The organism is Mangrovactinospora gilvigrisea, assembly GCF_001879105.1.
Classification (GTDB): Bacteria; Actinomycetota; Actinomycetes; order Streptomycetales; family Streptomycetaceae; genus Mangrovactinospora; species Mangrovactinospora gilvigrisea.
On sequence record NZ_MLCF01000151.1, the window covers coordinates 1 to 16,917 of the forward strand.

A 16,917-nucleotide genomic window follows, 5' to 3' on the forward strand; every position below is an offset into this window, starting at 1 on the left:
CCCCCGCGCCCCGCGTCACCGCCGACCCCGTCTACGCCGCGCCCGCCTCCACCGCGGACCCCACCGCGTACGTCGACCCGTTCGCCGGCACCCGCCCCTCCCCCGCCGGCCGGGGCAGCGGCACCGGGGACGGCGGCGGGCACACCTTCCCCGGCGCCGCCGCGCCCTACGGCATGCTGCAGTGGAGCCCCGACACCAGCATGCACCCGGACGGCGGGGGCTACGACTACCGCGACACCGCCGTCACCGGCTTCGGCCTCACCCATCTCTCCGGCCCCGGCTGCCCCTCCGGCGGGCAGGCGGCGCTGCTCCCCGTCACCGGCGGGGCCGGCGACAGCGGGGAGGCCACCGCCTCCGTCCCCTTCGCGCACGCGGACGAGTCCGCCGCCCCCGGCCGCTACGCCGTCCGCCTCGGCAACGGCACCGCCGTCCGCCTCGCCGCCGCCACCCGCGCCGGGACCGGGACCGTGGCGTTCCCCCCGCGCGCGAAGCGCCCCGCGCTGCTGCTCAACCTCGACTCCCCGCAGCGCAAGCTGCTGCGCACCACGCTCCACTACCACGGCCGCACCGGCGTCTCCGGCTCCGTCACCACCACCGGGTTCTGCGGCACCGCGCACTCCGGGCACCCCGCCACCCTCTACTTCTCCTACGCGCTCTCCGCCCCCTTCACCGCCCGCACCCTCCGCACCACCGGCACCGGCCCGGGCGGCGCCCTGCTCTCCCTGCCCGCCGCGGCACGCGGCGTCACCGTCCGCGTCGGGGTCTCGCTCACCTCCGAGGCCGAGGCCGCCGCCAACCGCCGCGCCGAGGCCGACGGGCGCAGCACCGCCCAACTCGCCGCCGCCGCGCACACCGCCTGGCGCCGCCGACTCGGCGCCGTCACCACCGAGGGCGGCACCGCGGCCCGCCGCGCCACCCTGTACACCGCGCTCTACCACGCCTGCCTCGACCCGAGCGTCGCCAGCGACGCGGACGGCCGCTACCGGGGCTTCGACGGCCGCGTGCACCGCCTCCCGCCCGGCCGCGCCGCCCACTACACGAACTTCTCCGGCTGGGACATCTACCGCTCGCAGGCCCAGCTGACGGCCCTTCTCGACCCGCGCCGCGCCTCGGACATGGCCCAGTCGCTCGTCGACGACGCCGAGCAGGACCCGTCCGGCACCCTCCCCCGCTGGGCCGCCGACACCGCCGACGCGCGGGTGATGCCCGGCGACTCGGCGATCGCGGTGCTCGCGGCCTACTACGCCTTCGGCGCCCGCGACTTCGACACCGCGGCCGCGCTGCGCCTCGCCGCCCGGCAGCAGAAGGCCGCCACCCCGGCCACCCCCGGCGCGGACGACCCCGGCGCCGACGGCGACGACTACCCGGCGCCCGTCTCCACCCAACTCGAGTACCGCGTCGACGACCTGGCGCTCGCCCGCCTCGCCGCCGCCACCGGGCACCGCGCGCTCGCCGCGGAGTTCACCGCCCGGGCCGGGCGGTGGCGCCTCCTCACCGACACCCGCGCCCGGCTGCTGCGGCCCGGCGCGCACCCCGCCGACCTCGACCGGGACTGGGACGCCTACGCCCAGGCCTCGGCCGTCACCCAGACCGCCGGCCTGGGCACCCTCGACCCGGCCGCACTCGCCGCGCTGCGCGGCGGCCCGGCCGCAGCCCGCCGCTACCTCGACGGCCTGCTCGCCCCCGGCGGCACGGCCGGCGGGGACCGCGCCGACCTGGGCAACGAGCCGGGCCTCGCCGTCCCCTGGCTCTACGCCGCGCCGCCGATCGACCGCCCCGACCTGGCCGCCCGCCACCTCGCCGAGATCGCCGACCGGCAGTGGCGGGCCGCCCCGGACGGCATCCCCGGCAACGACGACCTGGGCGAACTCAGCTCCTGGTACGTGTGGGCCGCGCTGGGCCGCTACCCGCTGCTGCCCGGCACCGGCCCGGACCGGCTCGTCACCGCCCGCCCGCTCTTCCCGCGGATCACCGTCGGACCGCTCACCGCCCGGGCGCCCGCCTCCCCGGCGCCCCGCGCGCGGCGGCCGGCCTGCCCGCGGGGCGGCGACCCGCTCGGCCTCGCGCTGCCCGCGGCGCCGCTGACCGGCCATGGCAGGTGCCATGCACTCGTCACGGACCGGACGAACCGCCCGGCCCGCCTAGACTGATCACCGATCCGCCCGGAGAGAGGACCCCCGCCATGAGCGATGCCGCCGCCCGCACCGACCAGGACCGCGCCAAGCAGGCGGCCGCCGACGCCGCGCTGAAGGAGTTCGTGCGGGACGGAATGGTGCTCGGGCTCGGCTCGGGCAGCACCTCGCTGCGGTTCGTCCGGGCGCTGGGCGCGGCCGTCGCCCAGGGGCTGGAGGTGACGGCGGTGCCGTCCTCCACCACCACCCGCGAGCTCGCCTTCGAACTGGGGGTGCCGCTGGCCACCTTCGCCGAGGTGCAGCACCTAGACCTCACGATCGACGGCGCGGACGAGGTCGACCCGGACGGCAACATGCTCAAGGGCGGCGGCGGCTCGCTGCTGTGGGAGCGGATCGTCGCAGGGGCCTCGGACCGGATGGTGGCGATGGTCGACCCGTCCAAGACGGTGGAGCGGCTCGGCGCCTTCCCGCTCGCCATCGAGGTGGTGCGGTTCGGCTGGGAGTCGACCCGCGCGTCCCTGGAGCGCACCCTCGCCGCGCTCGGCCACCCCGAGCCGAAGCTGGTGCTGCGCACCAACACCGACGGCAGCCCGTTCACCACCGACAGCGGCAACCACATCCTCGACGCCCACCTCGGGGCCATCGACAACCCGCTGGAGCTGGACGCCCGCATCAACTGGGTGCCGGGCGCGGTCGAGCACGGCCTCTTCACCGGGGTCGCCAAGGCGGTCGTGCTGGGTCGCCCGGACGGCAGCCACGAGGTGCGCGACACCGCGGCCAACCCCGCCGCCCGCGCCCTGCGCTGAGCGCGGAGCGAGAGCGGCCGGGCCGCGGAACGGGGGCCACCGGGGGCCCTGCGGCGGCAGGGGCGGGTGCGGCGACCGCCGCGGAGCTGCGTCGATCAACTGTGTGCGGCGGGCATGCGCGCCTGGGTACAGTGCCAGAACCGGTCGCACCGCGGACCCGGGCGGCCGAGGCGAGGAGGGGATGCGTGACCGTGCAGCACCTGGAGCGAAAGCCGGTACCCGGGCGCCGGGCCACCATCGGTGACGTGGCCGAGCTCGCCGGGGTGTCGAAGCAGACCGTCTCGCGCGCCATCAACGACAAGGGCGAGATCGGCGCGGCCACCAAGGAGCGCGTCCTGGAGGCGGCCCGCTCGCTGGGCTACCGCCCCAGCCGGTTCGCCCGGGGTCTGCGGCTGCAGGACTCGGTGACGGTCGGGCTGCTGCTCTCCGACGTCACCAACCCCTACTACCCCGAGGTCGCCTCGGGCGTGCTGGAGGTCGCCGAGGACCGCGGCTGGCATGTGGTGGTCGGCGACTCGCGCGGCGACCGGCGGCGCGAGCTGGAGGCGCTGCAGGTGCTGGCCCGCCAGGCGGACGCGCTGATCGGGCAGTGCTCGTCCCCCGACGAGGAGCTGGCCCGGGAGCTGCCGGGGGTGCCGATCGTGCTGCTCGACCATCCGCCGGGGCACCGCGGCCACGGCTCGGTGCGGATCGACTTCACCTCCGGGATGCGGCAGGCCGTCGACCACCTGGTGCTCGACCGGGGCCGGCGCCGCATCGGGGTGCTGGAGGGCACCCCGCGCGCCAATCCGGCCACCGAGCGGCGGCTCTCCGCCGAGCAGCGGCTGCGCGAGCACGGGCTGCCGGCCGGTGCGGACTGGACGGCGCACGCCGTCTCCCACACCGTGGCCGGCGGCGAGGCGGCGCTCGCCGAACTCCTCACCGCCCGGCCGGACATGGACGGGGTGGTCTGCTACAACGACCAGATCGCGATCGGGGCGATGCGGGAGCTGAAGCGCGCCGGTCGGCGCGTCCCCGCGGACGTCTCGGTGATCGGCTTCGACGGCCTGCCGCTGGGCGAGCTGGTGACGCCGTCGCTGACCAGCGTGCACATCGACAAGGCCCGGCTGGGCCGGCTCGCCGTCCAGGAGGTGGCCCGGCTGCTCGCCGACCCGACGGCGCCGCCGGTGCCGGATGCCCCGGTGGTCCACCCCGAACTGGTGGTCCGGGGCTCCACCTGAGGCTCAGCGTCCGGGCAGCACGGACACCAGCAGGGAGACGGCCGACTCCTGGCGGGCGATGTCCGCGGAGTCGAACGGCCCCGCCCAGTGCAGCCCGTAGCGGTCGCCGCCGGGGGCGCGGTCGCGGGCGTAGGCCGCGTCGGCCTGGGACCGCAGCCAGGCGCGGTAGGGGCGGCCGGGGAGCGCGGAGTCCAGCTCGCCGAGGTTGCGGGCGAAGATCCCCTTGAAGGCGGCCTGGTCGCCGTTGCAGCTGCCGGCGGCCTCGCAGGGCTCGGCGAGCACGCCGCCGGGGGTGAACGACGGGTCGGCGAGGACGGTGTCCGCGGTGGCCCGGGCGGTGCGCAGCAGCGCCGCGTCGCCGGTGGCGCGGTGCAGCTCGGCGAGGCCGCCGAGCAGCACGCCCTGGTTGTAGGTCCAGGTGGTGCCGCCGTTGTTGGTGCAGCTGCCGTCGGCGTGCTGCGTCAGGCCGTCGTTGACCAGGTGCCGGCCGTTGATCATGCCGCTGGCCCGGAACCAGCTCCACTCGCGCTGCGCCTGGGCGAGGTAGAAGGTGTCGCCGGGGATGCGGTTGTGCAGCGAGGCGGTGAGCTTGAGGTACAGCTCGTTGCTGATCGCGTTCTTGTAGGTGCGGCCGGCGTCCCACCAGATGCCGCCGCCGCAGTGGTCGTCCCGGAAGGAGCGCATGAACGCCTCGTCCTCGCGGGCGATGTCGAGGTACTCGCGCTTCTTGGTGAGGTCGTACATCCGCACCAGGGCCAGCGCCCACCAGCCGGTGTCGTCGGTGGAGTCGGCGCGGAAGTCGCCGTTGCCCTGCGGGTACCAGGGCAGCGGGGCGCGCTGCAGCTCGATCGCCCGCTCGGCCTGCGGCAGCAGGCGGCGGTCTCGGGTCTTCACCATGTAGTCGGCGAGCGCCTGCAGCGCGTTGCCGGACTGCCACCAGGCGGCCTGGGAGTCGAAGCGGCCGGTGGACGGCTCGTACCAGCCCATCATCGCGTCGACGGCGGCCGAGGCGCGGGCCCTGTCCGCCGCGGCCGGGGCCGGCGCCGACGCCGAGGCGGGGGCGGCGAGCCCCAGCAGCAGCGCGCCCAGCACCCCCAGGGCGAGAGCAATGCGTCGATATGCGCGCAACTCTGACTCTCCTTCGGATATCACTGCGTGAAGTCGCGCCGAATCTTGGCACAGTTGAGCAACTCCAGTCACTACCTCGCGCGGGAATGCTCGAAGTCGTGCGTGGCCGCGCGCCGCGCCGCGCCCGCAAATCCCGTTGCCGCGGCTCCCTTCCGCATGGCGGAATGGTGGGCATGACGTACACGGAGCTGACCGGGGGACGGGTGCCCATTCGCATGTGGGCGGAGCCGAGCGAGGTGGAGGAGCAGGCCATGGGCCAGCTCCGCAACATCGCCGCGCTGCCGTGGGTGCACGGGGTGGCCGTGATGCCCGATGTCCACTACGGCAAGGGGGCCACCGTCGGCTCGGTCATCGCGATGCGGGACGCGGTCTCGCCGGCGGCCGTCGGGGTGGACATCGGCTGCGGGATGAGCGCGGTCAAGACCTCGCTGAAGGCGCGTCACCTGCCGGACGACCTGGGCCCGCTGCGGTCCGCGATCGAGGCGGCGGTGCCCGTCGGGTTCAACCGGCACGACGAGGCCGTCGACCCGGCGACGCTGCCGGACCTGCCGTCCGAGCTGGGCGGCAGCGGCGGGTGGCGCGGGTTCTGGGACGGCTTCGAGGGCCTCGCCGGGCCGGTCGGCCAGCTGCGCGACCGCGCCGGCCGGCAGCTGGGCACCCTCGGCGGCGGCAACCACTTCATCGAGGTCTGCCTCGACACCGAGGACGGCGTCTGGCTGGTGCTGCACTCCGGCTCCCGCAACATCGGCAAGGAGCTGGCCGAGCACCACATGGGCATCGCCCGCGACCTGCCGCACAACCAGGACCTGCCCGACCGCGACCTGGCCGTCTTCACCTCCGGCACCCCGGAGATGGACGCCTACCGGCGCGACCTGTACTGGGCGCAGGAGTACGCCAGGCGCAACCGGGCGCTGATGATGGCGCTGCTCAAGGACGTGGTGCGGCATCAGCTGAAGAAGGCCGCGCCGGAGTTCGAGCCGGAGATCAGCTGCCACCACAACTACGTCTCGGAGGAGACCTACGACGGGGCGGACCTGCTGGTCACCCGCAAGGGCGCGATCCGGGCGGGCCGCGGCGACCTGGGCATCATCCCGGGCTCGATGGGGACGCGCTCCTACATCGTGCGCGGGCTGGGCAACCCCGACTCCTTCCGCTCCGCGTCGCACGGCGCGGGCCGGCGGCTGAGCCGCAACAAGGCGCGCAAGCAGTACTCCACGGCGGATCTCGCGCGGCAGACCCGCGGGGTGGAGTGCCGCAAGGACGGCGGGGTGCTGGACGAGATCCCGGCGGCCTACAAGAAGATCGAGCGCGTCATGGCCCAGCAGAGCGACCTGGTGGAGGTCGCGGCCGAGCTGCGGCAGGTGGTGTGCGTGAAGGGCTGATGGTCCGCTTCGGGTCCGTCGTGCTCACTCGCGCCCACGGGGCGGAGCCGCATATCGACCGGAACCCCGCGTCCCTTCGGGGCGCGGGGTTCCGGTCCGTCAGATGCGCTTCCACGCCTCCTGCAGCACGCTCCGCAGGATCTGCGTCATCTCTGTGAGCAGCGCGCGGTCCGCGACCAGCGGCGGAGCCAGCTGCACCACCGGGTCGCCGCGGTCGTCCGCGCGGCAGTAGAGGCCCGCCTCGAACAGCGCCGTCGAGAGGAAGCCCCGCAGCAGGCGGTCCGCCTCCTCGCCCTCGAACGTCTCCTTGGTCGCCTTGTCCTTGACCAGCTCGATGCCGTAGAAGAAGCCGTCCCCGCGGACGTCCCCGACGATCGGCAGGTCGAGCAGCGTCTCCAACTCGGCGCGGAAGACGTCCTGGTGGGCGAGGACATGCGCGTTCAGCCGCTCGCGCTCGAAGAGGTCGAGGTTGGCGAGGGCGACCGCCGCCGAGACCGGGTGGCCGCCGAAGGTGTAGCCGTGCAGGAAGGTGTCCCGCCCGGCGTAGAACGGCTCGGCGATCCGGTCGGAGATGATCGCCGCGCCGATCGGCGAGTAGCCGGACGTCATCCCCTTGGCGCAGGTGATGATGTCGGGCCGGTAGCCGTACCTGGACGCCCCGAAGTAGCTGCCCAGCCGGCCGAACGCGCAGATCACCTCGTCGGAGACGAGCAGCACGTCATGGCGGTCGCAGATCTCCCGGACGCGGGCGAAGTAGCCGGGCGGCGGCGGGAAGCAGCCGCCGGCGTTCTGCACCGGCTCCAGGAAGACCGCGGCGACGGTGTCCGCGCCCTCGGCGAGGATCGCCCGCTCGATCTCGTCGGCCGCCCAGCGCCCGTACGCCTCGGGGTCGTCGGCGAGGTGGCCGGCGCCCTGCTCGTCCGCCCGGTAGATGTTGGTGTTGGGGACGCGGAAGGTGCTGGGCACCAGCGGCTCGTACGGGGCCTTCAGCCCGGGCAGCCCGGTGATGGAGAGCGCGCCCTGGGTGGTGCCGTGGTAGGCCACCGACCGCGAGACCACCTTGTGCTTGCCGGGCTTCCCGGCGAGCTTGAAGTAGTGCTTGGCCACCTTCCACGCGGTCTCCACGGCCTCGCCGCCGCCGGTGGTGAAGAAGACCTTGTTGAGATCGCCGGGCGCCAACGCGGCCAGCCGCTCGGCCAGTTCCACGCCGGCCGGGTGCGTGTAGCCCCAGATCGGGAAGAAGGCCAGCTCGCGGGCCTGCTTGGCGGCGGTCTCGGCGAGCTCCTCGCGGCCGTGCCCGGCCTGGACGACGAAGAGCCCGGCGAGCCCGTCGATGATGCGGCGGCCGCGGCTGTCGTAGATGTAGGGGCCCTCGCCGCGCACGATGGAGGGGGCGGGCTCCCCGGCGTGCACGGCGGACATGTCGGCGAAGTGCATCCACAGGTTGTCGCTCATCAGCGCGCTCCCCAGGTGTAGGTCTGCTTGCGCAGCTTCAGGTAGACGAAGCTCTCGGTGCTGCGAACGGCCGGCAGCGACCGGATCCGCTGGTTGATCAGGTCGAGCAGGTGCTCGTCGTCCTCGACCACGACCTCCACCAGCAGGTCGAAGGAGCCGGCGGTGACGACCACGTAGTCGACCTCGTCGATGGCGGCGAGCTCGTCGGCGACCGGCTCGATGTCGCCCTCGACGCGGATCCCGACCATCGCCTGGCGGTGGAAGCCCACCGTCAGCGGGTCGGTGACGGCGACGATCTGCATCACCCCTTGCTCCTGCAGCCGCTGGACGCGCTGCCGGACGGCGGCCTCGGAGAGGCCGACGGCCTTGCCGATGGCGGCGTACGGCCGGCGGCCGTCCTCCTGGAGCTGCTCGATGATCGCCTTGGAGACGGCGTCGAGCTGCACGCCGTCGCCGGCGGCGCGTTGCCGTGGCATGGTTCCCACTCTCCTTGTTGAGACGAGTTCGCGGATTGCGGACCGACCGGGCTGCTCAGCTGTCGAACCCGATCCCCATCCGGTCCAGCGCGCGCAGCCAGAGGTTGCGGCGCCCCTCCCGCCGGTCCGCCGCCGCCATCGCCGCCCGCGTGAACTGGATGCCGGCGTAGCGCACCGGCTCCGGCGGAAAGGGCATCGGCCGCTTGCGGACCATCTCCAGCCGCGTCAACTCGGTGTCCGCGCCGTCCAGCAGATCGAGCATCACCCGCGCGCCGAACCGGGTCGCCCCCACGCCCAGCCCCGTGTAGCCGGACGCGTACGCCACCCGGCCGCCGCGCGCCGTCCCGAAGAACGCGCAGAACCGCGAGCAGGTGTCGATCGCCCCGCCCCACGCGTGCCCGAAGCGCACCTCCGCCAACTGCGGGAAGCAGTCGAAGAACTGCTCCGCCAGCTTGTCGAAGGTCTCCGGCCGGTGCTCGTGCCGGCGCTCCACCCGCCCCGCGAAGTGCGCCACCGCGTCGTAGCCGCCCCACAGGATGCGGTGGTCAGCGGTCATCCGGAAGTAGTGGAACCGGTTGGCGCTGTCGCTCACCCCGCAGCGCGAGGACCAGCCGCCGATCGACGCCAGCTGGGCGTCGCTCAGCGGCTCGGTCATCAGCGCGTAGTCCCACACCGGGACGGTGTAGGCGCGCAGCCGCGGCACCAGGCTGCGGAACGCGTTGGTGGCGAGCACCGCGCGATCGGCGGTGACGCGCGCGCCGGCCCGCGTCCGCGCGGTCAGCGGCGCACCGCCGCGCCCGTCGTCCAGGGCGGCGACCGGGGTGTGCTCGTGGATCCGCACGCCCGCCTCCAGGCAGGCCCGCTTCAGGCCCCAGGCGAGCCGCGCCGGGTCGACCATGGCGATGCCGTCCCGGTCCCAGACGCCGGCGAGGAAGCGCGGGGAGTCCAGCTCGGCGCGGACCTGCTCGGCCGTCAGCGGCTCGATGCGGCGCGGCCGTCCGCCGAGCGAGGCCGCCTCGGCCTCCGCCAGGAGGTACTCCTTCTGGTACTCCTCGGTAGCCACATGGATCTCGCCGGTGCGGCGGAAGTCGCAGTCGATGCCGAGGCGTCCCACCGTCTCCTCGATCTGGTCGAGGTTCTCCAGGCCGAGCCGCTCCAGCTCGCCGATCTCCTCCGGCCACCGGCCGCGGCCGTTGTCGTAGCCGTGGGTGAGGGACGCCGCGCAGAAGCCGCCGTTGCGGCCGCTGGCGGCCCAGGCGCACTCGGCGCCCTCCAGCAGGAGGACGTCGAGGCCGGGGTCGCGCTCCTTGGCGAGCAGCGCCGTCCACAGCCCGGAGTAGCCGCCGCCGACCACCAGCAGGTCGGCGCGGGCGCCCGCGGTGAGGGCGGGTTCGGCGGCGGGGCGGTCCGGGCTGTCCAGCCAGAACGGCACCGGGCCGGCGCCGGCCAGTGCGGGATGGCTGCCGAGGTGCCCCCGGGTGGTCTGCCGGCCCATGGTTCAGCCCTCCTCGTCGGCGGCGCTGAGGACGGTCGACTGCCAGTCCTTGGCGACCGCACCGGTCAGGTCGAACATCACATGCTTGACCTGGGTGTAGTCCTCCAGCGAGTACGCCGACATGTCCTTGCCGTGACCGGAGGCCTTCCAACCGCCGTGCGGCATCTCGCTGATGATCGGGATGTGATCGTTGACCCAGACGCAGCCCGCCTGGATCTCGCGGGTGGCGCGCAGCGCGCGGTGGATGCCGCCCGTCCACACCGAGGCGGCGAGGCCGTAGGGGGTGTCGTTGGCGAGCCGGATGCCCTCCTCGTCGGTGTCGAAGGGCAGCACCACCAGCACCGGGCCGAAGACCTCCTGCCGCACCAGCTCGTCGTCCTGGGGCAGCCCGGTCACCAGGGTGGGCCGATAGTAGGCGCCGCGGGCCAGGTCGGTGCCGTCCCAGCCGGTCTTCGGGGCCCCGCCGCCGGCGGCGATCACCGCGCCGCGCCCGCGGGCCCGTTCGACGAAGCCGGCGACGCGCTCGGCCTGCCGGTGCGAGACCAGCGGGCCGAGGTCGGTGCCCTCGTTGCGGGGGTCGCCGAGGCGGACGGCGTCGAACGCGGCGGCCGCCTTGGCGACGAACGCCTCGTACAGCGGCCGCTGGACGTAGGCGCGGGTGGCGGCGGTGCAGTCCTGGCCGGTGTTGATCAGCGCGCCGGCGGCGGCGCCGCGGACGGCGGCGTCCAGGTCGGCGTCGTCGTGCACCACGAAGGGCGCCTTGCCGCCCAGCTCCAGGTGGGTGCGCTTGGGCCCGGCGGCGGCGAGTTCGGCGATCCGGCGGCCGACGGCGGTGGAGCCGGTGAAGGAGGTCATGGCGACATCGGGGTGGGCCACCAGGTGCTCGCCGGCCACCGGGCCGGCGCCCGTCACGATGTTGACCACGCCGTCCGGGACGCCGGCGGCCCGTGCGGCCTCGGCGAGCATCAGGGCGGTGAAGGGGGTCAGCTCGGAGGGCTTGAGGACGACGGTGTTGCCGGCCGCGACGGCCGGCAGGATCTTCCATCCGGCCATCTGCAGCGGGTAGTTCCACGGCGCGATGGAACCGACGACGCCGATCGGGTCGCGGCGGATCATCGAGGTGTGGTCCGCGGAGTACTCGCCGGCCGCCTTGCCCTCCAGCTGGCGGGCGGCCCCGGCGAAGAAGGCGGCGTTGTCGACCGTCCCCGGCACGTCGAACTCGCGGCACAGCCGGATGGGCTTGCCGGCCTGCTCCGACTCGACGAGGGCCAGCTCCTCGGCACGGGCGCCCAGTTCGGCGGCGAGCCGGGCGACGGCCTCGGCGCGCTCCACCGGGGCGGCGGCCGACCAGCCCGGGAACGCGGCCTTGGCGGCGGCGACGGCGGCGTCCACGTCGGCGGGCGAGGCGAGGGCGATCCCGGCGAGCACCGCGCCGGTGGCGGGATCGGTGACGGCGGCGGCCCCGCCGCGGCCGGCGGCGGGCGCGCCGTTGATCCACTGGCCGCCGCGGTGGCGGCCGTAGACGGCTGAGGTGTCGGGGGCAGCGCTGTCCGTCATGGGCCTTCCCGGAAGATCGGTGTGGCTTCGTGGCACCGGCGCGAGGGCGGTTGCCTGGGATCTTGGCAGGGAAGGTCGTCCAACACAAGGGATCCGGTTGCAGAATTGCTCTTCTGCAACCGGATCCGTGGTTCTTGAGTCTCTCGGCCACCATTTCCGGCGCCAAGAAGCCCTTTCGTCCGCCGATATGACGGAAGGCCAGTGCGGGTGATCAGTGCGCGGGTGATCAGTGCGCGGTGCCGTAGACCGTCCCGATGTAGGTGCCGGGGTGCGTGGCGGCGTCCTGCCGCAGCACGCCCAGCTTCGACCAGGGCCAGGCCAGCGTGGTGGTGGTCCGGGTGTTGGGCGGGGTGACGCGGACGGCGACCGGCTTGAACTCCTGCGAGCCGGTCCCGGCCTCGGACTTGTTCCACGGGAGCAGGGTGATGTCGGCCATCGTCTCGTAGCCGGGCTTCAGCACGACCTTCTCGGCCTTCTGCTTCTGCCGGGCGAGGCTCCAGGTGGTCCCGTTCTTGGCGACCAGGTCCACTCCGGGGTAGCCGACGAGCGAACAGGTCCGGGTGCCGGTGTTCTTGAACGCCAGCAGCGCGGTGGTCTGGTTCGCCGACGGGTCCGGGTCGGCGTCGGTGCCGTGCACCAGGCGCGGTCGGATCTGGCTCCCGGCGCAGGCCGCGGGCGCCGACTTGGTCGCCGCGTCCGCCTGCGAGATCGCCCCGTTCGCCAGCACCGCCCCGGCCGCCACCACGACCAGAGCCGCACCCTGCACGTACCGGTTGCCCAGAATCCTGCGCATCATGGCGGCTTTCTCCCTCTTCGCTCCCGGACGGCCGATCCGCCCGACAAGGAAGAGTCAATCGCCCCCCGCCAACCCCTCGCTAACCGCCGGCTAACGACCCGCGGGCCGTCCACCTGATCGGTCGTCGGGGTGGTCGGGTCAGTAGATCCGGCCGTACCAGACCGCGGAGGTCCAGAGGCGTTCGGTGCCGACCCGGCGGCCGGGGTAGGGGGCGTGCAGGATGCGGCCGCCGCCGACGTAGATGCCGACGTGGTAGACGCTCCCGCCGGAGTGGAAGAAGACCAGGTCGCCGACCTCGCGGTGGCTACCGGAGATGTGGTGCGTGGCCCGGTACTGGCCGGCCGCGGTGCGCGGCAGGGAATGGCCGGCGCGGTGGTAGGAGTAGGAGACCAGTCCGGAGCAGTCGAAGGCGGAGGGGCCTGCGGCGCCGTAGCGGTAGGGGTCGCCGCGCTTGGACTCGGCTATCGCCAGGGCCCTCGACTCCACCGCCGGTGCGGCGGAGGCGGCGGGCGCGGGGAGGAGCGCCAGTCCGGCGGCGGCGGCCGCTAAGGCGGCTGCGGTGCCGGCGGCGCGGCGTGCGGTGCGGCGCCCTGCGGTCGGGGTCGCTGCGGTCGGTTCGGTCGGTTCGGTCGATGCGGTCTGTGCCGGTGCGGTCGGTTCGGTCGGTGCGGTCGGTTCGGTCGGTTCGGTCGGTGCCGTGCGTTCGGCTTTGCGTCGTGCTGTGCGTCGTGCGTGCATGGGGGGAAATCCCTCCGTGTTCGCCTGACGCCCGGCCCGGCGGCGACCGGGTACTGCGCGCATGGCCGCCGCCGGGTCGGACCGCCCCGCCGTGCGGCGAGGGCTTGACGCGTCCGCCGCACAGTATGAGCAGATGTGCATGACTAAACGAACATCTGCTCAATAACCTTCGTGGTTTCCCCACTTACGGACGTGTGGGTGCCATCACAGTCGGGACTCGGCGAGCTCGATCATCTCGGTGACGTTCTCGGGCGTGCCGTGCCGAACCATCCAGTCGACCATCCGGAGCGAGAGCGACGCCCAGTAGCGCCGCAGCGCCCCGGCGGGAACCCGGCGGTCCAACTCGCCGTCGAGCCAAGCCGCAACGCCCGGGCCCGCGCCCCAGTGCACCCCCCAGCGGAGGTTGACCAGCATGAAGAGCCGGTCGCCGCGGGCGATCCCGTCCCAGTCGACGATGCCGGTGAGCGCGCCGGTCTCCGGGTCGGCGAGCACATTGCCGGGGTGGTAGTCGCCGTGCACGAGATCGTCGCCAGGCACCGCGTCCGGCGCGGCCGCGCCGATCTCCTTGATCCGGCCCAGCAGGCGGGCGGTGCGGGCGTCGTAGGCCGCCAGCGTCTCGTGGAGGCAGAAGCCGGGGCCGCTGGAGCGCAGATGGAGGTCGAGCGGCGGCGGTGCGTCGAGCCCCGCGGCGAGACCGGCGCACCGGTCCATCAGCGCGGCCATCTCCTGGATCTGACCCAGGCTCGGCGGCTCGGGCACCGACCCGGGCAGCCGGGACTGCACGAGCGCGGTGGCGCCCGGCACCTCGGCGATCAGCTCGATCCGGGGCACCGGCAGCGCGGCCGCGCGGGCCCGCTCCAGCAGCGGCAGCGCGGCGCGGGCCTCGTCCGCGGCCCCGGCGGCCAGCCGGGTGATCACCGCGGGCCGTCCGTCCGGCCGGCGGACGAAGGCGGCCCCGACGGCGCCGTGCGCGGAGACGCCCTCCAGGACGAGGCCCCGGCCGACGGCCGCGACCAGCGCGGCGGCGTCCAAGGGGGCGACGGGCGGGGCGATTCCGGGTGTTGCCTGCTTCTCGGTGGACACGCGAGGACTCCTCGGTCGTTCGGGCGAACAGGTCGTCCCCCGCCCGAAGCACCGGGGGAAGTACCTTACTCGGACCGTCAACCGGTTTTCGCGGCACGGCTGCCCGCCCGCGGTGGTCCGGCCGCTGGTCAGCAGGCGGGGGCCTGCCGTTGGCCCTTGCAGATACGGCTCGCTGATGAGGGCGCCCTGGTCGCCTGGACGCCGAGGGTCCCCACCCAGCGGTTCGCCGAGCCGGTCGCCGCGCGTCGGCCCCGGGGTGACCACTCGTCGACGCCGGGCAGGTCTTCGACGTCGGCCGCGGGCGGGACGGCTCCCACCGCGGCGATCCGTGGGGCGGGGCATCGGACGTCTGGAACGAACGCGGCGACCTGACCGACTGCACGCTCCCCGCGCAGCCCGCGGGCGGGCGGTCCGTCAGGTGCGCAGCCAGGGGTCGATCGGGCCGAGGGTCAGCACGCCGCTGCCGGCGGCGTACTGGCCGGCCGCCGGGGAAAGCCGGCGGCGCTCGCGCGCAAGCGCGTCCGCCGCGCCCAACTCCCGGGCCGCGGCGGCGGCCAGGCAGCAGCAGGCCTCGTAGAGGAGGTCGGGCGCCGGCTCCGGGAGGGCCCGGACGGCCGCCGCGGCCTGCTTGCGGCGGCCCTGCGCGGCGAGCAGGAACGGCTCGGCCCACGGCCGGTAGGGGCCGAAGGCGGCCCCGGCGTCGGCGTCTCCCCCGGCGCCGCCGTCGCCGCCGCCGACGCCGCCGCCCGCCTCGGCCGGGTCCGCGGCGCGGGCCAGCGGGGCGCCTCGGGAGACCCGCAGGCCCAGCAGGGCGAGCGGCAGCAGCCCCTGCTCCACGCCCGGCATCCCCGCACCGGCGAGGCCCGCGGCCGCGTCCCGGTAGGCGTCGGCCGCCGCCTCCTCGGGCGCGCCGGACGCCGCGGTCCGCATCGCCCGGTACCAGCGGGTGAAGACCCCGGCCAGCGGCAGCTCCTGACGCTCCGCCAGCCGGTCGGCCGCCGCGGCATGCCCGTCCGCCCCGTCCAGATCACCGAACGCCGACCGCGACTGCATCCGGATCAGATGCCCCAGCACCTCGAAGGTGGCCAGCCCATGACGTCCCGCCAACCCGATCAGCTCCGCACCCAGCGCGTCCCGCTCCCCCGCCAGCCCGGCCCGCCCGCAGCGCTGCATGAACGCCCCGTTGAGCGCGAAGGCCAGCAGCGCCGGATCCTCCAACCGCCGGGCCAGCGCCACCGCGCGCTCCGCCGCGGCGGCCGCCCGGTCGCCCAGCGGCCCGCGCTGCCCCCGGGTCTCCAGCGCGACGGTGGCCAGCAGCCGGCACCGCAGCGCCGCATCCCCGTCGTCCCCGTCTCCGCCCCCGTCCACGTCCCCGTCCCCGTCCTCGGGCGGCTCGCCCAGCGCCGCCAGCGTCCGCTCGGCCGCCGCCACCACGCCCGCCGACTGCTCCGGATCGTCGCTGCGCGGCCAGTTCGCCGGGACGTCGTAGGCGCCGATCACCCGTGCCGCCAGCCGCGGATCTCCCAGCTGCTCGGCCGCCGCCACCGCCGCGGCCCGATGCCCGCGGGCCGCCGCCAGGCCCCCGCCGCCGGTGACGGCGAGCGAGCGCAGCAGCCCCACCGTCGACTCCAGCCGGGCCCGCGTCCCCGCACCGGCCGCACGGTCGAAGTCGGCCGCGGCCGCCGACCACAGCCGGTCGGCCGCGTCTCCGCTCCCGGCGGGCCCGTCCAACTCCGGTGCCTGCGCCAGGATGTCGGCCTCCAGCCGGCGCAGCCCCGGCCCCGGCTCCAGCCCCAGCTCCCCGGCAAGCCCCTCGCGGGCCCGCCGCAGCACCGCCAGCGCCTCGCCCTGACGGCCCGTCCGGTAGAGCGCCAGCGCCAGCGTCCGCCAGGCGCCCTCCCGCCAGGGGTGCTCGGCCAGATGTGCGTCCAGCAGCGGCACCGCCTCCGCGGGGCGGCCCAGCTCCAGCAGCGCCGCGCAGCGCGCCTCCACCGCCTGCAACCGCAGCTCGCCGAGCCGGGCCCGCTCGCCGCGCGACCACGCCGCATCGGCGACGTCGGCGTAGGCGGGACCGCGCCAGAGCGCCAGCGCCTCCTCCAGCCGAGGCAGGGCGGCCGCGGCCGGCAGCTCGGCGGCGGCCCCCACCGCCGCCTCGGCGCGGCGGGCGTCCACCGTGCCGGGGGCGGTCCGGAGCGCATAGCCGGGGCCGTCGGTCACCAGCAGGCGCGCCGGGGCGCGCGGCGGGCGGTCGGGCTCCAGCACCTTCCGCAGATCGCCGACGAAAGTGCGCAGCGCGCCGACGGCCCCCGCGGGTGCCGTGCGGGCCGGGCCCGCGGTGCCGCCGCCTTCCGACCACAGGTCCGCCACCAACCGCTCCACCGGGACGACCCGCCCGCGGGCCACCAGCAGCCGAGCCAGCACGGCCCGATGCCGCGGGCCGCGCAGGGCCAGCCGATTGCCGTCCAGCTCGGCCGCGAGCGGCCCCAGGACGCCGAAGCGCACCTCGCCCACGTCCCGCACCTCCCACCACTGATCACGCTCCCACCACGGTACGGCGCGGGTGCGACACACCCCGGCACCGACCGCCACCGCCCCGCGCGCCCCGGCGCGCAGCGTCACGCGCCCCGCCGCGCCCTCGCCCCCAACCCC

12 protein-coding genes and 1 pseudogene are annotated in these 16,917 nt (G+C 75.3%); 4 read left to right on the plus strand and 9 right to left on the minus strand.

Annotation, left to right across the window (positions count from 1 at the left end; all coding sequences use genetic code 11):
• The 3 genes from BIV57_RS21780 to BIV57_RS21790 all read left to right on the plus strand — a co-directional run.
• Positions 1-2,150 (plus strand): GH92 family glycosyl hydrolase (locus tag BIV57_RS21780; protein WP_071658579.1); only part of this gene is annotated, 2,150 nt, incomplete at its 5' end.
• A 32-nt stretch (positions 2,151-2,182) separates the two neighbouring features.
• Complete coding sequence (gene rpiA / locus BIV57_RS21785; RefSeq protein WP_071658580.1) at positions 2,183-2,938, plus strand: ribose-5-phosphate isomerase RpiA; 756 nt, start codon at positions 2,183-2,185, stop codon at positions 2,936-2,938.
• Positions 2,939-3,123: 185 nt separating this feature from the next.
• Positions 3,124-4,158 carry a LacI family DNA-binding transcriptional regulator gene (locus BIV57_RS21790; RefSeq protein ID WP_107409660.1) on the plus strand — a complete coding sequence of 345 codons (1,035 nt, stop codon included), beginning with the start codon at positions 3,124-3,126 and terminating at the stop codon, positions 4,156-4,158.
• Between the two features lie 3 nt (positions 4,159-4,161).
• On the opposite strand, the gene BIV57_RS21795 is transcribed toward BIV57_RS21790, so the two are convergent.
• Positions 4,162-5,286 (minus strand): glycoside hydrolase family 76 protein, encoded by a 1,125-nt coding sequence (locus BIV57_RS21795; RefSeq protein WP_245797846.1) that lies wholly within the window; start codon positions 5,284-5,286, stop codon positions 4,162-4,164.
• A 173-nt stretch (positions 5,287-5,459) separates the two neighbouring features.
• On the opposite strand from BIV57_RS21795, the gene BIV57_RS21800 reads away from it, so the two are divergent.
• Positions 5,460-6,668, plus strand: a complete 1,209-nt coding sequence (locus tag BIV57_RS21800; RefSeq protein WP_071658581.1) for an RtcB family protein — start codon at positions 5,460-5,462, stop codon at positions 6,666-6,668.
• 99 nt (positions 6,669-6,767) lie between these two features.
• Here BIV57_RS21800 and BIV57_RS21805 read toward each other — a convergent pair whose 3' ends face one another.
• The 8 genes and pseudogenes from BIV57_RS21805 to BIV57_RS21840 form a co-directional block, all read right to left on the minus strand.
• Positions 6,768-8,123 carry an aspartate aminotransferase family protein gene (locus BIV57_RS21805; RefSeq protein WP_071658582.1) on the minus strand — a complete coding sequence of 452 codons (1,356 nt, stop codon included), beginning with the start codon at positions 8,121-8,123 and terminating at the stop codon, positions 6,768-6,770.
• Positions 8,123-8,599: an Lrp/AsnC family transcriptional regulator gene (locus BIV57_RS21810; RefSeq protein WP_071658583.1), complete on the minus strand. Its 477-nt coding sequence runs from the start codon at positions 8,597-8,599 to the stop codon at positions 8,123-8,125. Before BIV57_RS21810 ends, BIV57_RS21805 begins: the two co-directional genes overlap by 1 nt.
• 55 nt (positions 8,600-8,654) lie before the next feature.
• Positions 8,655-10,094: an NAD(P)/FAD-dependent oxidoreductase gene (locus BIV57_RS21815; protein ID WP_071658584.1), complete on the minus strand. Its 1,440-nt coding sequence runs from the start codon at positions 10,092-10,094 to the stop codon at positions 8,655-8,657.
• A 3-nt stretch (positions 10,095-10,097) separates the two neighbouring features.
• Positions 10,098-11,651 (minus strand): aminobutyraldehyde dehydrogenase, encoded by a 1,554-nt coding sequence (locus BIV57_RS21820; protein ID WP_071658585.1) that lies wholly within the window; start codon positions 11,649-11,651, stop codon positions 10,098-10,100.
• 226 nt (positions 11,652-11,877) lie between these two features.
• Positions 11,878-12,447 (minus strand): DUF4232 domain-containing protein, encoded by a 570-nt coding sequence (locus tag BIV57_RS21825; RefSeq protein WP_079170577.1) that lies wholly within the window; start codon positions 12,445-12,447, stop codon positions 11,878-11,880.
• Positions 12,448-12,585: 138 nt separating this feature from the next.
• Positions 12,586-13,014, minus strand: a pseudogene (locus tag BIV57_RS21830) (C40 family peptidase); the annotation flags it as partial.
• 375 nt (positions 13,015-13,389) lie between these two features.
• Positions 13,390-14,268 (minus strand): phosphotransferase enzyme family protein, encoded by an 879-nt coding sequence (locus BIV57_RS21835; RefSeq protein WP_175548823.1) that lies wholly within the window; start codon positions 14,266-14,268, stop codon positions 13,390-13,392.
• 414 nt (positions 14,269-14,682) lie between these two features.
• Positions 14,683-16,779 (minus strand): AfsR/SARP family transcriptional regulator, encoded by a 2,097-nt coding sequence (locus BIV57_RS21840; RefSeq protein WP_071658587.1) that lies wholly within the window; start codon positions 16,777-16,779, stop codon positions 14,683-14,685.
• Positions 16,780-16,917 lie beyond the last annotated feature (138 nt).